The sequence below is a fragment of the Streptomyces sp. NPDC028331 genome, from assembly GCF_055565775.1.
In genome coordinates, this window is sequence record NZ_JBVHTR010000008.1 from 23,213 (window position 1) to 37,333 (window position 14,121).

Consider the following 14,121-nt stretch of genomic DNA (forward strand, 5'->3'; position numbering starts at 1 on the left):
GGAGTGCCTGGTTGTCGAGGCGCTCCCGGCGACACCTACGTCAGTCGCCGGCCGTGAAGACGAGGGGGAGCACCCACACGGATACCACGTTCATGGGTCTCACCTCCTCGCTCGGTGTCACGGCTGCCTGCAGGCTACCAACTCGACTTCCGCCCCGGCCAGTTCTTTTTTCCACGCAGCGTTCAAAGCCGCCTCCGCCCCACCAAACAGCATGCCGGGCTACCTTCGCGTAATGCAGCAGCCCTACGGACAGGCCCCCGCGCCCCTCGACGGCCCGGACGTCGGCGTCTCCGACCCGCAAGACCTCCTCCTCGGCTATCTGGACTGGTACCGCGAGGCGCTGATGCGAAAGATCTCCGGACTGTCCGAGGCCCAGCTCCGCACACCCGTCGAACCGCTCGGCTGGTCACCGCTCGGCCTGGTCCAGCACCTCGGCTGGGTCGAACGCCGCTGGATGCGCTGGGGCTTCGCCGCCGAAGACGTCCTCGCCCACCCACCCGGCGGAGACGAGGCCGAATGGAGCGTCCCCGCAACGAGGACCACCGCAGAGGTCATGGCCGCCTACCGCGCGGAAGTGACCGCGACGACCTCCTTGGCCGCGGCCGCCGCCCTGGCCGACAAGGCCCGCCTCGGCGGCCGCTTCCGGACACCCACCGAGGCTCCCTCCCTCGGACGGATCCTCTTCCACCTGCTCCAGGAGTACGCCCGCCACGTCGGCCACCTCGACATCGCCCGAGAACTGATCGACGGGGAGACGGGGGAGTGACTTACCGAGTCGGTCTCGGGCAGGAGGCGATGCTCACCCGGTCGCGCGGGCCGCGACGTCGATGAGGAGGGCGTGGATCTCGTCGGGGCACTCGGACATGACGTTGTGCCCGAACGGCAGGGAATGGACGGTCCAGGACGGTTCGGCGCTCAGCCGGTCGCGGAACTGGGCGAACGGGGAGCCCTCGTACGCGCTCATGTAGACGTAGTGGCGGTGCTGGATCTTTTCGGACGCGCCGGTGAGCGCGATGCTCTGGAGCATGGTGGCGAGGGGCTGGGACGTCACGCGCGGCTCGGTGAGGAACGGCGGCGGGGCCATGGAGAAGCCGTCCGCGCCCACGCCCGCCACATAGCGGTCGCGCCAGACCTGCGGGCTCAGCGACCACACAGAGTCGCCGTCCTGGGGGACGAAGGCGTCCAGATGGACGAGCGCACGAAGGCGTCCGGAATCCGCCAGCCGGTCGGCCGCGCCGGTGATGACCATGCCGCCGTAGCTGTGCGCCACGAGGACGACGTCCGTGAGGTCCGCATGCTCCAGGAGGTTCACCACGTCCTGGATATGGGTGTCCAGGTTGACCGTCCCGGACGACAGGTGCACCCGCTCCCCGACGCCGGTGAGTTCCGCCGCACGGGCCTCATGCCCGTCCGCGAGCAACCGCCGCACCAGCGGCTCGAACCACCACGCGCCGTGAAAAGCCCCGGGCACCAGCACGAACGTCGCCATGTCATCTCCCCCTCGAGCGACCTCACTGGACGTGATCCATTCTGTCCGATCTTGGAATGCGGTGGAGTTCATTCGCCATCAGACGGGGTGCCCTTGACTTCCCGCGTGGGAGGGGCGGTGCGCCCGCACGATCGACGTCCCGACCGTTCTGGGTCCGGCGGGAGCGGTAGCACACGGGCCCGCACGCCGGTGAAGCCCGTCGGCCGCTGCAAGAGGACGAACACGATGCCAGGCCGCAGCCACTCCCGGACCGCTGGCAGAAGCATCGCCGGGTCGGTGAACCACGGGGCCCCATACATCGAGTACACCGCCTCGTTGTTGAGATGACGAGACGGTGGCGTCGACGTACTGCACAGTTAGCACGAGCGGCTGCCGCTCCGACGGATTCCGGATGTCAGCGACCCAATATGTTCGCGAAGAAGCCGACGTGAGTTTCGTCCGGGGTGCCAACGAGCAGCGCGCGGTCGAGGAGGATGTTGTTGTGTTCGCAGCTCGTCTCGGGGAGCATCACGCACGCGTGACAGGCGGCGAGATTGGTCCCGTCGGCGCCGGACGTCTCGGCCTCGAGACAGAGGGGGTCGGCGGAACACCACTCGGCGCGGCGGACGGCCGAACGGATCGTCTCGTCCAGGCGCTCCGGTTCGCCCTGCGCGACCAGTCCGCCGAGGCTGCCGGCCGAGTCGCTCGTCGCCGTGTACACGAGCACGCCCGCCATGTCGTCATCGGAGTACAACCGCTCCCGCAGGGACGCGGCCGGGTAACCGGCCTCCAGGCTCCACTCGTTGATGAGGACATGCGCCAGGGTGTGCAGCAAAACAAGGCGTGGGGTCGCCGGGGATGACACGGCCCGGGTCGGATCGTCGGCCCGCTGATCGAGCACCCGCTGATGGGCGCGGCGCATGCGCTCGCCCCTGTCCACCACCGCTGCCTGCTTCTCCCATGCGCTCAGTCGGTCCTCGTCCAGGCGGAGGAAGACGCCCTCGCCACGGACCTCCATGGCCGGCAACCAGCGCAGGAATCTTTCGGAGAGTGGCATCTCCTTCGGGTCGGTCGTCGACTCGGCGTCGACGAGCCGGGTGAACGCCTTCAGGGCGCGCACCTCGCGGAGCTTTTTGACAAGCATCGGGCCGGTGACACCCAGTGGTTCGAGCACGCTCCCGTCACCGAGCGGCGACTCGCAGACGAATTCCTCCTCCCGGGAGTGCTCGCTCTCATCGTTTCCGGCGCGCAGGCGTTCGTACTCCTTGTTGCGCAGGGCGCGGTAGCGATGGTCGAAGGAGGGAGCTGCTTCGCCCTCGGCTTCCTCCTCGCGTTCGGCGTCGAGCAGCGTCATGACCTCGTCCAGCGAGAGGGGCCACGGCTCGTCGAAGACGGCGTCGAGATAGGCCTCGATGCGCGCGCGGTCGTCGTACTTCCTGAGCTTCTCCCAGTGGCCGGCGAGCGGATCCGCGCGGACGCTGCTCCACGGGGGGATGGAGAGCGCCGACTTCAGTACCGGCTGCCACACCGAGGAGGAACCTCGTTGCAAAGTACGCAGGGGACGTCCGCACCCCTCGGCCGGGACGGACGAGCCGAGCCAGGGACGGGTGCCCCGGCATTTGAGCCCGAGGTCCTTCAACGCTTTTTTGCGGAAGGACCCCTCCATCGAGACCTCGGGCGCCTTCCCGCAGGTGCAGGAGATGATGATCGAGCGGAGCGACGAGGTGCGCCCGGACGTGCGCATCATGAGCTTGCCTCCGCATTTCCCGGTCGACCTCGAAGCGGGATCGGTCGAGCGGTGCACCCACTGCCAGTACGGGAACTCGTCGAGGTGGCCCGCCGCGCAGGCGACCACGAAGCGGGACGGGACGAGGTCCACCTCGCACGTGCCGCAGACACTCCGCCCGGGTGGCGGAGCGAAGTCCTGATGCCTTTGCAGCTCGCCGCACTCGGGGCAGGAGTGCATCAATGGGAAGCGGCGGACTCGCAGACCGTCCTTGCTGTCGTCGTCGGACGCCGGCGGAAGACGGAAGTGATCGACCTCGAGCAGGCGTTCCAGGCGCCGCTCGTGGACGCGTGGTGCCTCGTGGACGCTCCAGCTCCGGTCGGCCTCGTCGAGGCCCGAGACGATGAAGGACTCGTGATCGACGGCGACGAGCGAGCCGACGCCGTATGTGGTGATCGCCTGGGCACGGCGGACCGTGCCGCGTCGCGGCAGGTTATGAGCGGGCGTGGTGCCGTTCGCTGCGGTCCGGCGGCGACGCGCGGGAGGCGGGGTCATCGGGTTCCCTCCATGAACAGGGCGGACTCGGCATCGACGTCGCGCAGGCTCCACAGCGTGGGCCACGCCCCGGTGCCCTCGGACTCGTCGTCGTACGCCTTGAGGAGCGCGGGGGCGCGGCTGCCCTTCTGGGGTTCGAAGAGCAGCCCACTGTGGTTGCTGGCCTCCTTGAGCCACCATGCGACGAACTCCTCGAAGCCCTGCTCCACGGCATCGACCTCGTGCGGAGCCACGGCGCGGACGCGATCGAGCAGCGCGTTCTTGATGGGCCCGCGAAGATCGCCCTCGTAGGTCTCGATCCTTCCGGCGCCGTCGTTCGGGCGGGCCTGCGGGATCAGGATGCGGGCGAGCGCGACGATCACCGCGTGCAGGCCCCGTTCACGGGCGCGGGAGGAGAACGGGGTGACGGAGGTGGACTCGACCTCGCGATAGAGAGCCGAGTGGTAGTGCTGGAAGCTCTCGTAGTGCGAACGGTCCCGCGCGCGGGCGGAGTTCAGCATGACCGCGACCAGGCCGGGATGGGCACGCCCGACACGGCTCGTCGCCTGGATGTACTCGGCGGTCGTCTGCGGTTGGCCCATCACGGCCATCAGACCGAGCCGGTCCACGTCGACACCCACCGCGATCATGTTGGTGGCGAGCAGGACGTCGACGGTGTCCTCGTCGGGGAGCCGCTTTTCGATGCCCTTGAGCCGCGCGGGGATCTCGCTGGCGTCGATCCGGCTGGTCAGCTCCGAGTAGTTGGCGACCTGGCGCACCGCGACGCCCTCGCGCTCGGCGAGCAGTTCCAAGTAGGCCACCACGTCGTCGTGGACCTGCAGTTCCGCCGCGGAGAGCAGCCGCAGGCTGTTGAAGTAGCCGACGAGGCTCCAGTACGCGTCGCGCACCTTGTCGTCGGTGTCCGCGTGCATGGCTCGGTGTAGCAGCGTGGCGTACGTACGGATCAACAGGGTCGACTGGCTCGTGCCGGGGGCCAGGAGCCCGACGTAGCGGCGGCTCGCCTTCTCCTCGCGCGGGGTCTCCACGGCGAACCACGAGTCACGTGCGTCCAGACCGGCGGGCGGGAACTGCCGCACGCCGCGGGCGAAGAGATGGAGCCCTTGGTCGGCCGCGCGACGGATGGTCGCCGTCGAGGCGATCACCTTGGGGCATTCGGCCAGCGCGTCCACGGCGGTCTCGTAAAGCCCGGTGAGGGTGCCCAATGGGCCGGAGATCAGGTGGAGTTCGTCCTGGACGATCAACTCCGGTGGAGGAGTGGGGTCGTGCGGGTCATCGAGGTTGAAGAGCGCGGAGGTCGCCGGACGCCACGGCATCGAGGCGAACTTGTCGACCGTGGCGATCACCAGGGTCGGGCGCGCGTCGTACACCGCCTGGTCGATCAGGTGGACCGGGAGGCCGTCGGCGAAGGCACAGTCCGCGCCGGGACAGCGGACGTACATCCGCTCGGCGATCTCGTCGACCTCGTAGTTCCGTGCGTCGAGGCGGGTCCCGCACCAGGGGCAGGCGTGCAACTGCACAGGGTTCTCGGTGGCGAGCCGCTTGCCGAGGTCGGCGCGCAGCTCGTCGAGCCTGGCGGCAGCCTCCGCGAGCGTGTTGGGGGTGGCCGAGCGGCCCACCCACATGCCGACGGAGAACTCCTCGTCGCCCAACTCGGGCGTGCGACGCCGCATGTGCTCCATGGCACAGAGCAGGATCGCCGCACGCTCGAACTGCTGCAGGGTGAGCAGCCGGAGCGTGTAGCGCATCAGGACGGTGACACCACCGCCGTGCGGCCCCTTGCGGATCCGGCGCAGAAACGACGTCAGGGCGATCAGCCCGAGATAAGCCTCCGTCTTGCCGCCACCGGTGGGGAACCACAGGAGGTCGGAGATCTTCCGGTCGTCGTGCTTCGGGTCGTCGATCCCGGCCAGGCAGAGGAGCAGGAAGGCGATCTGGAAAGGACGCCAGCGGCCGGCGGCCGGATCGGGGCTGCCGACGCGTCCGCCTTTCACCCAGGCACTGCGCGCGCGCTGGTCGGCCATGGCGCGGTTGGCGAGCCGGAACGCCTTCATCAGGTCGGGCTTGGTTTGCAACAAGCCGATGCCCTCACGGATACGACCGAGTGCCTCACGACAGGCCTTCACCTGCTCCCGCGCGGGCTTCTCGTGACGGCCGCCCACCAAGGCGTCCGCCTCGGACGACTTCCGGTCGATCCAGTCCTCGTAGCCCATGGCCAGTGCCTCCAGTGCCGCCAGCACCTGGGCGTCGGTCCTCTCGGCCAACCCGAGCATAGACAGGGACGAGCTGTCGATCTCCGGGTTGGAGTCGGTGAGCAGCACCTCCACGCTGGGCACGAAGTCACTGCGCACCTCGGCAACGGCGGCTTCGCGTGTCTCGGTCACCCCGATCGGTGAGGGGACCCAGTCCCATGAAGCGGCGCAGCCATGTCCGACCGCGAAGGTCGGGGCATGGCGGTGCAACAGCCGGCTGGTGGCGATCTCCGGGTCGTGCGCCGCGGTCGGGGCGGGGCGCTCGACGATCGCGCTGGAACCGTCGGCGGCTCGGACCGTCAAGCCGCACTGGAAGAGCGCGAAGGCGTCCTGGAGGTCCCATTCGCCGACCTTCTGCTTGTTGATCAGCGTGACCGTGATCGTGACCGTGCCGGTGGTCGGGTCGGGACGGCGGACGACGACACGCAGTTGTGCCCTGTCACCGAGAGGTTCCCGCTTGTCGGCCACAGGGGTGGTGACATCGATCGGGACGTCCGGGAGGTCGAGTTCTCTGCGGTGCCACCGTTCCCGCTGTTCGGCGGTCGTCCGTGCCTCGGCCCGCCGCGCTGGGACGGGATTGGCCTCCGCGTCGGTGGGCTCGTAGACCGCCGCACGAGGGGAGACCACGATCGTGTCGCTTATGGCGGGAGCGACCGCGAAGGTCAGGCCCATGGACGAGGGCCGCTTGTCCCCGGAGACACCGATGTCGTCGTCGCCGGCTTCTTCCGCGTCCCCGCGTCTGGTCACGGGGGCGGCGTCCAGGCCGTCCTGTTCGGCGGCGTCCTCACCCTTCCGCTCCTTGGAGGCACGCGGGTACAGCACGCCGGTCAGATAGCGGTCGATCGGGGCGTCCTGGGCGAGCACTTCGGCCCGGTCCTCCGGCGCCGAGTCCTCGGCGGGGCCGAAGAGCTCACGGCGGAGGCCCATGAGGAGTTCCTCGTCCCGCACCCGGTAGTACTCGGAGTGCCGACCTGCCTCGTACGTCATGCGCCCCGCTCCTCATCCTCAACCCGTCGAAACATGCCGATGCCGGTGATCCGGGGAACGATCCACACCCCTCGGTCGCCCAGGCCGGCGTTGGCGCCGGCGGCGACGCCGCCCGCCACCGTCTCCAGTGTGTCGATGCGCAGCCCGTGGATCTCGTCGGGCCACCATGGATCCCACGCCCGGTTGACCTTCTGCACCTGGAACAGCCCCTTTCGGAACCACTCCGACGCCTCACCGATCTCCCGCCCGTCGTGGATCAGGGCGTACGGCGGGCTTTGGTACTCACCCATGGGCAGGTCGTGGCGCTTGCGCAGCACCACATCGTGCCCGGGGCGTGTCTGCTGCAGCAGGTAAGCCTGGGTCGCCACGGCATCGGAGGTGTGGCCGGGCGGGTCGTCCCGACAGATGTCACCGGCCTCGGCTACGACGCCGTACCGGTCGTACGACCGCCACCCGCCGATGTACCGCCGGCCGTTCCCGCGGCTGCCCGCCCGCCGGAACTGCGGCAGCTCGGGAGGACTCATGAAATACAGGTCCTGCCGGGCACGCGTCATCGCCACGTACAACGCCCGCGCCTCGGCGGGGAGATCCAGGTCGTCCCTGTACTGCTTGTGCAGCTCGGCGACGGTCGGTGGTGCCAGCACGATCACCCGGTCGAACTCCAGGCCTTTGGCCCGGTGCACGGTGGAGACGACGATCCGCGCGGTCTCCGGGTCTGCCGCCTCGTCGGGGAACCGTCCTTCGGCGACCAGGCGGCGCAGCCGGTCCAGATCGAGCGCGGTGCGCCCGGGCGAGCGCGTGGCGCGACGCAGCACCGTCCACAGGGTCGTCGCATTCGGTTCGTGAGGCAGTGGGATCTCCCCGAGTAGCGAACGGAACCGGTCCTCGGTCAGACCGGTCGCCTCGGTACGGCGCAGCAGCTCCGCCACCCAGTGGGGCACCGGCCGCTCCTCCAGGGGGCGGCGCAGCCGGTGCTCGACGCCGTGCTCGTGGAGCAGCCGCGAGACCACCAGCGCCTGCTGGTTGTCGCGGGTGAGGATCGCACAGGTGTCGTCGAGATCCCGCAGACCCTGCAGGGTGTACTCGTCGGTGAGTTCGCCATACGTGTTCGCCGGGTCGAGGAGCAGGTCGCGCAGTTCCTCGTAGAGGGTGCCGGCCTCGTCCGCGTCCCGGATCCGCTGCAGTCGACGGCCGTGGGCGAGGGCGATCCTCGCCTCCGGGGTGACGGCCCGGAAGTTCTCCGTGAGGTGCAGCTCCACCAAGTCGTCGGGGAACGAACGCCGCAGCCACTCGAAGAACCGGCCGGTCTCCGCCTCCCGTTCCTTTGGATCCTCGATCTGGAAGCCGTAGACGGACTGGGCGGCGTCGCCGACCACGGTGAAACCACAGCTGTCCTGGTACCGGTCGAGGAGCGCCTCCACCAGTTCCCGCCGATCGCCCAACAGGTCCTGGACCTCGTCGATCACCACGTGTGCCGGCGGCACCGAGTCACCGGCCTCCAGCGCGCCCTTCTCGATCGCCTCGGCGGCGGCGCGGATCCGTTCATCGAAGGAGACTCCACTCCACTCCCCGTCCGGATACGCTTGCAGGAGCACCCCGTACGCCCACGCGTCGAAGGTCTGGGCGCGCACCCGACGGGCCCGCTCCCCGTGCCGGGCGATGCGTTCGCGCAGCTCACGGGCGGCGGCCCGCGAGAAGGTGAGCACCAGGATCTCCGATGCCTCGAGCGCCTCGTCCGGATCGTCGTGCCCGCACAGCGCGTCGAGCCGGCGCACCAACGTGTGCGTCTTGCCCGCTCCGGCCCCCGCGGTCACCAGGACACGCGCGTCCCAGGGCTGCTCGACCACGGCCCGCTGCTCGTCCGTGAGCGAAGGGCTGTCGAGGTAGACGTCGGTCACTTGCGGCTCCAGAGGTGCTCGAACTGGGTGAACGCGAGCTGTGTGTCGAAGTTGGCGATGTTGTCACTGACGTTGAGGATCAGACAGGTGTCCTTGCCTCCGTTCTTGGGGCCGCGCAGACCACGACCGATCATCTGCTGGTAGACGTTCCTGCTGAAGACCGGCCGCGCCACGACGACCGCCCTGGTCGACGGGGCATCGAACCCCTGAGTCAGAACACCGTAATTGGTAAGAACGCGGATGTGGCCGGTTCGGAAATGCTCGATGCGGGTGCGACGATCCTGGGCACTCGTGGTCGAGTCCACGGCGGCGGACGGGACGCCCCGGTCGTTGAGCATGGCCGCCAGATACTTGGCATGGTCCACGGACGTCGCGAAGAGCAACGTCGGCCAGTCCTCCGGAAGTTCGGCCACAGATTCGACGATGCGCCGGCTACGCTCGTGGTCGTCGGCGAGCCGCTGCTCGGCGGCGCGGGACAGCATCGCCATGCGCTCGGCGTGCGTCTTCTCGTCCCGGCTCAGCTCGATCCGGCCGCCCTCGAGTGTGCGGTGTTCGACCTGGGCGAGCATGCCCCACGTCTGCAGGTCGCGGTACGGGTCACCGGACGGGAAGACGCCCTCGTCGAGCCGCCTGTTGCCGAAGCGGTTGATCAGCCTGCGGGTCTCGTCCTCGTTGGCGTTGCGGAAGGGGGTGGCTGTCAGACCGAGCAGATGCCTGCGGGTCTCGTACTGGGTGAGCCCCAGCAGGCCCAGGACCTCTGTGTAACGCTTGGAGATGGCGGTGTGCGCCTCGTCCACGATCACCAGGGCCGCCTCGCGCAGCCACGCGTACTGGTCGGTGCTCAGGCACTTCTCCAGCTTGGCGTCGGTGGCGACCACCAGGTGGGGGTTGTCGACGACGTTCCCGATCTCGTTGCTGCTCCACAGGCGGCTGATGGTCAGCGGACGCTCCGCACCGACCTTGCTCCAGACGAACTTCCAGCTCTGCACGGCCTGTTCGCACAGTTCCTCGGTCTGTGCGATCCACAGCAGCGGTCCCTTGAGAGCGCCCACCCGTTTGACCCAGCGGATCACGGCCTCGGCGGTGACCCGCGTCTTGCCCGCGCCGGTGGGCAGCGACAGCATGCCGCGCTGCGGAGCCAGCCGGTCCAGCATGGTGGAGATGTTGCGTACCAGGTCCTCCTGGTAGTCGTGCAGGCTGGGGAAGTCTCGCGGACCCTCCACGGTCTCGGACGAGGGTGGCGACGGAGTCCGTGAACCGGCGAACGTGATCGGCAGCTTGAGGTCCGAGACGAACGCGATGGCCGCCGACGAACCTCCGTACGACATCGGAGCGTCGGGGAAGCGGGCCTGGATGTCACGGGCGTGCTCCTTGAGCACGCCGTCACCGTGTGCGTTGAACGCCATTTGCGCGATGCGGCGAGGGGACGGCTCCGCACCACCGGTCGCCTGGAGTTCGGCCTCCATCAACCCCTCGGGGAGTCCCGCCCTGAGCGCGTCGGCACCGATCAGCAGCTGGATCTTGGTCACGACGTCCTTGGCCTCGCGCACGGCCTTCCGCGCCGCCTTCAGCTCGCTGTCGCGGGCCATGCGCTCCTGATGCTCAAGCACCGCACGGCAGCCGGCCGCGCCGAGACCGAGACCGAGTTCGCGGTCGATCAGTCGCAGCATCGGCTCGGGGTCGAGCGGCACCCGGACCTTGACGGTGTTGTCCTGGCGTACGGCGTCCAGGGGAGAGGTCTGGGTGCCGTTGGGGGTACGAGTGACTTCCTCCAGCTCGGTGCACCGCTGGACCGTGCTGTTCCGGTTGCCGCTGTTCAGGCGCGGCCGCAGGGCGGGGAACAGTTCGACCAGCGGTATGGGGTCACCCTCGGGCACTTCGCGGGTCTCCCGACTGATCACGTCGGAGTAGCGGAGCATGCCCCACCTCTCCACCATCAGCTCGGCGTCCGTGGGCGTCTGCACGAGCAGAGCCGGGAGCTGCTCGGCGCGCAGCGCCCGGTACTCGATGTCGCCGACGGCGAGGGTGATCTCGCCGTCGGGGCGGGTGCCCCAGGTGTCGCCGATCCGGCAGCGGGTCAGGGAGTCCTCGGGGAAGTCCACTCCGAAGCGGGTCAGCATCACGTACGTGGTGCCGACGAACACGTCGTCCTCACTACGGGACACCTCGTCGAGGAGTGCCTCCCAGCGGTCGGCCGGAACCTCCTTTATGGCGCTGGGAAGTCGCAGCCTGCGGGCCTTCTCGGCGGAGATGTCGGCGACGGGCAGCACATCGCGGTAGGCGGCGAGCTCGGGGCCGACGGCCTCAGAAAGAGGCTTGAGTCCCTGGGAGGTGGCGACCCTGCCGTACTTCCGCAACATCCACCGGATCGGTGACACCACCGCTTGTCGGGTGTTGGTCTGGGCGCCGAACTGCCGCGTCCAGTTGGCGACCACGGCGTCGTCGGGCAGCGCCTTCAGGTAACGGGCGCGGGACTCCGGTGAGAGGTGACGGAAGAGGTGGAGCTGGCCGCCGATCGCGGCGCCCTCGACCTTCATCCGGGTCAGCGACGGCCGAGGAGCGCTGCTGTCCAGAGTGCGCAGGTAGGACGAGTGGACGGCCGCCCGGTACTCCTCGAACCACTCCTCCCCCGTCTCCGGCTGCACTCCACCGGCCGGTCGGTCCTTCAGGCCGACCAGGGAGAAGAAGTGCGTGTCGTCGGAGTGGAAGTGCATGTCGACGGCCACGGCGGGATCCCGGTCGGTGTCGACCACGACGCCGGGCAGCATGCAGTCCTCGATCGGCCGGAACCGCTTGTCGGCGGTCCGGACGCGGAGGCTCGAGCGCGGGGTGGGCACCCGCTCCAGCACCTTGTGGGTCAGCCGCCGGACCCCGGCCCGGCGGAACAGTTCCCAGAACCGCAGCCAGTCCGAGTCGGTGTAGTGGTCGAATCCCTGGTCGAGGACGCTGATGAACCGGCCTTCGGCATCGGCCTCCCGGATACCCAGAACATTGAGGGCATGGGCCAGCGACGGGTCTTGGCCCAGCTCGGTGACCACGTACACCGTGGACTCGCGCAGTCCGTCCTGGTCGTCGGCCCGGCGGAACACCTTGCCGTGGACCGGCGCGACGAGACCGTGCTCCTCGGTGAGCACGATCCGGGCCTTGCGGGCCTCCGCGGCGTGCGGAGACTTCTGCTCGATCATGTCCGCCACGATGCGGACGGCCACCGCCGAGGCCTCTGGCGTGCCGTTCTCGACCAGGGCCTCCAGCCATTCGCGGACCTCGGCACGCCCGTGCCCGGCGGCTGCGAGGATGTGCTCGACCTTGCCGGAGCGGAGGGAGTCGGCCTCGACACTCGGGTGCAGCCAGTTCGCGGGACGTCCGGGGCACTCGTGCCACATCCGCAGCCAACCGGACAGTTTCCTCGGGTCCTTGTCGAGCCGCGGGTGGACGTGGAGCGCCGTCGGGACGCGCAGGACACCGTCCTGGTCCGGTAGCGAGGGACAGCGTGCGGCGCGGGCCCAGATCTCCCGGGTCAGGAACTCGTCGGCCCAGCTGACGGCCTCCTTGGCGCGGCCGGGGAGCAGCGGCAGGTAGGCGGCCGGGTCGTCGGCCGAGGCGAGAGCGGGAAGCGAGTCGACCACCAGCTGCGCCGACCTCCGGATCATCTCCTGGTTGAAGGGCGAGGAGTCGAGCAGATTCTGCCGATCCTCATTGGTCTTCCAGGCGCCGTTGAGGATGCCGCTCAACGACATCTCGTACTTGGTGGGGAAAAAGGACCAGAACTTGCCGCGACCGCGCGAGCGCGGGCTCACGTACAGACCGCTCTCGGGGTCCTTCTCCAGGGCGGGGACGCCCCAGGACAGATCGAGCGTGATGCGGCCGTGCAGCTCTCCGGCGTCGGCGCGAGCCGCCGGTCCGGGCTCGTGCGTGACGGTGAAGACGCGCCATTGCTCGGTGGAGGGCGTCTTGCCGGTGCGCTCCTCGACCACGGTGTGCAGGTCACCGGACCGGTGGGTGGTCAGGATCCGACGGGCCACGGGGCGGGGCCGGCGGTCCTCCAGCACGACCTTCGCCACGTGCGGCGAGAAGAGTTGAAAGCCGAGCGGGAACTCGTCGCGGGGTTCGCCGTGGTCCTTGCCCCGCCCGCCGTGCATGTCCCGGCCGAGCCGCTCGTCGGCCTTCGGCAACAGAGGCAGACGAACGACGGTGGTCGCCCACGTCAGCAGCTCGTCCAGCACGGGGTCGACGGCGCGTTCCGCCTGCATGTCGAGAGGGCGGGCCATCCGCAGGACGGGGGCCTCGAACTCCGGGCCGTAGCGCGCCGTCACACCGGGCACGGATTTGATCTTCTCATAGGCCCAGGCCCGGTTGAATCCGAAGCTGCCGCTGCTGCTGAAGAATTCCGGGGTGTCGGTCACCACGAGAACGGACTTCACGCCGACTCCGAAACGCCCGATCTGACCGCCACGCTTCTTCGACATGCTCATTCGAAGAATGGTCTCCGCGCCTTCCGGGGTCACCGGGTTGCCCTCGTTCGCGCAGTACAAATGTCTGTCCGTGAGGACTACGTGAATTCTTCCTCCGGGATCGTCCGCGATTTCGTCGGCCGCGTTCTGAACGAGTTCGAAAAGCTGTCGGTCCCCGTAACCGCCCTGCGTGATGCGGCGTTCGCCGTTGGCGTGCTCGGCCACGAGGCCGGGGTCCACGGCATAAGTCTGGAGCACACGGGCGGACTGCTCGAGGACGGTTTCGATGACTGTGGAGGACGAGGACGGCACTGTTCTGCGCTCCTGGGACATGAGGTGGGCGGTGAACCACGGGCCGGCCGCCGACTGTCGGGCCGGCCCGTGCGAGTGGTGCGTCGGGGTCGTCGAAGAGAGCCCTCAAGTGGTCCCTCTTCCCCGGTGCATGCGCTGATGACGAGGTGACGCCGAGGGGGTCAGGGCGTGCGGTCAGCCGGGTCGGCGGGCAGGTCCCGGACCACCTTCATCAGGTACGGGAAGCCCTTCTCGAAGTCCTCCTCGGACAGCCCGTACGCCTGCAGGATGCGCGCCACTTCCGCCTTGCTCTGCGCCGTCCGGATACTCAGCTCTAAAGCGCTGAGTTCCCGTGCCGAGAGCAGCAAGAAACCGCAGTCGTCCTCGTCCATGGGCCCTCCCCTGTTGCTTTCTCTTCTCGCGCTTTCGCCACAGGGGCGTGACAGCCCAAATCCCCCGTGAAACGGAATGGTTCTGCTTTCGGGATTCTCTCCCA

General features: G+C 68.9%; 7 protein-coding genes. 1 reads left to right on the forward strand and 6 read right to left on the reverse strand.

The window, feature by feature from the left end:
• The first annotated feature begins 232 nt into the window (after positions 1 to 232).
• Positions 233 to 766 carry a DinB family protein gene (locus tag ACZ4SW_RS13930; RefSeq protein ID WP_468242087.1) on the forward strand — a complete coding sequence of 178 codons (534 nt, stop codon included), beginning with the start codon at positions 233 to 235 and terminating at the stop codon, positions 764 to 766.
• Between the two features lie 33 nt (positions 767 to 799).
• Here ACZ4SW_RS13930 and ACZ4SW_RS13935 read toward each other — a convergent pair whose 3' ends face one another.
• The 6 genes from ACZ4SW_RS13935 to ACZ4SW_RS13960 all read right to left on the reverse strand — a co-directional run bounded on the left by ACZ4SW_RS13935 (position 800) and on the right by ACZ4SW_RS13960 (position 14,017).
• Positions 800 to 1,489, reverse strand: coding sequence for an alpha/beta fold hydrolase (locus ACZ4SW_RS13935; RefSeq protein WP_468242090.1), 690 nt, complete (start codon positions 1,487 to 1,489; stop codon positions 800 to 802).
• Between the two features lie 394 nt (positions 1,490 to 1,883).
• Positions 1,884 to 3,749: a DrmB family protein gene (gene drmB, locus ACZ4SW_RS13940; protein WP_468242092.1), complete on the reverse strand. Its 1,866-nt coding sequence runs from the start codon at positions 3,747 to 3,749 to the stop codon at positions 1,884 to 1,886.
• Complete coding sequence (locus ACZ4SW_RS13945; RefSeq protein ID WP_468242094.1) at positions 3,746 to 6,985, reverse strand: helicase-related protein; 3,240 nt, start codon at positions 6,983 to 6,985, stop codon at positions 3,746 to 3,748. The genes drmB and ACZ4SW_RS13945 overlap by 4 nt, the downstream gene beginning before the upstream one ends.
• Entirely contained in the window at positions 6,982 to 8,883 is a 1,902-nt protein-coding gene (locus ACZ4SW_RS13950; RefSeq protein ID WP_468242097.1) for a UvrD-helicase domain-containing protein, read from the reverse strand. The genes ACZ4SW_RS13945 and ACZ4SW_RS13950 overlap by 4 nt, the downstream gene beginning before the upstream one ends.
• A complete protein-coding gene (locus ACZ4SW_RS13955; protein ID WP_468242099.1) occupies positions 8,880 to 13,667 on the reverse strand; it encodes a DEAD/DEAH box helicase in 4,788 nt (1,595 codons plus the stop codon). Before ACZ4SW_RS13955 ends, ACZ4SW_RS13950 begins: the two co-directional genes overlap by 4 nt.
• A gap of 140 nt (positions 13,668 to 13,807) precedes the next feature.
• Positions 13,808 to 14,017, reverse strand: a complete 210-nt coding sequence (locus ACZ4SW_RS13960; RefSeq protein WP_468242101.1) for a hypothetical protein — start codon at positions 14,015 to 14,017, stop codon at positions 13,808 to 13,810.
• Positions 14,018 to 14,121 lie beyond the last annotated feature (104 nt).